1 protein-coding gene is annotated in these 1,326 nt (G+C 38.1%); it reads right to left on the bottom strand.

Annotated elements, in window-relative coordinates; all coding sequences use genetic code 11:
• Positions 1–105: 105 nt before the first annotated feature.
• Positions 106–1,238 (bottom strand): IS3-like element ISAba14 family transposase gene (locus C3420_RS17005; RefSeq protein WP_223155595.1). Its coding sequence is split into 2 segments (ribosomal slippage): positions 106–986 and positions 986–1,238, totalling 1,134 coding nucleotides; the frame shifts between segments, so codons are not numbered across the junction.
• Positions 1,239–1,326: the final 88 nt, after the last annotated feature.

Below are 1,326 nucleotides of genomic sequence, written 5' to 3'. Positions count from 1 at the left end.
AGAGGTAATCCTATTTCTTTTACGTATCCGATACGTGCACTGAAAGAGGTGGTCCCACTTGTTTGAACAACTAAAAGCGTATTTATAAGTGATATTCCGCTCTAGTTAAGCCACCTTGTTTTGTTGGGGTAGCTGATCATAGTAAAACTCATTTGGTGTCATTTTGTCTAGACTCGAATGAGGTCGTTTCAAATTATAAAACTCAAAATATGCACTTAATTGCTTTTTCGCATCTGTGACACTGCTATAAGCTTTGAGATACACCTCTTCATATTTAACGCTCCGCCATAATCGTTCAACCATCACATTATCTACCCATCGACCTTTACCATCCATACTGATTTGAATGCCATTTGATTTCAATACATCAATAAATGCATCACTGGTAAACTGGCTGCCTTGGTCTGTATTAAATATTTCAGGTCGACCATATTTTTCAATCGCTTCATTTAAAGCCGAAATACAAAAATCCACCTCCATACTAATCGATACTCTATGCGCAAGTACCTTGCGGCTATGCCAATCAATCACAGCACATAAATAAACAAAGCCTTTTGCCATAGGGATATACGTTATATCCGTAGACCACACTTGATTACTGCGCTGAATAGCCAATCCTTTGAGCAGATATGGATATTTACGGTGAGCTTGATTAGCCTGGCTTAAATTTGGTTTGCAATATAACGCCTGAATACCCATTTTCTTCATTAAAGTACGTGTATGACGTCGTCCTATATGATGTCCTTGACGATTCAACAAATCACGCATCATACGACTGCCTGCAAAAGGATATTGCATATGTAATTCATCAATACATCGCATCAGCTTCAGATCTGATGCACTCACAGGTTTTGGGCGATAGTAATAACAACCACGGGAGACTTTCAGCAGCTTAGCTTGCTTAGATACTGAAATCTGAAGTGAGTCGTCGATTAACTTTTGTGGTTGAAGCGGCCCAGTTTCTTCAACACACCTTCTAAAAAATCAATTTCTAATGCCTGCTCACCGATTTTTGCATGTAGTTTTTTTAGATCGATGGGTGGTTCTGTTGGAGCTTTTGATTGATCGAAAGCTTGCGAGGAAGCTGAGATCAATTGATTTTTCCAGTCAATAATTTGGTTTTGATGAACATCAAACTCAGCACTCAATTCAGCAAGTGTTTTTTCTGCTTTAATCGCAGCAAGTGCTACCTTAGCTTTAAAATCATTTGAATGATTTCTTCTTGGTCTACGTGCCATAAAATACTCCATATATTGATGTTTATAACATCATTTGAGGAGCAGAATATCACTTATAGGAGTTGTTCAAATTTACGGATCCATCTCT

The organism is Acinetobacter sp. ACNIH3, assembly GCF_002918965.1.
GTDB lineage: Bacteria > Pseudomonadota > Gammaproteobacteria > Pseudomonadales > Moraxellaceae > Acinetobacter > Acinetobacter schindleri.
This window is presented reverse-complemented; position numbering and strand designations above follow the sequence as displayed.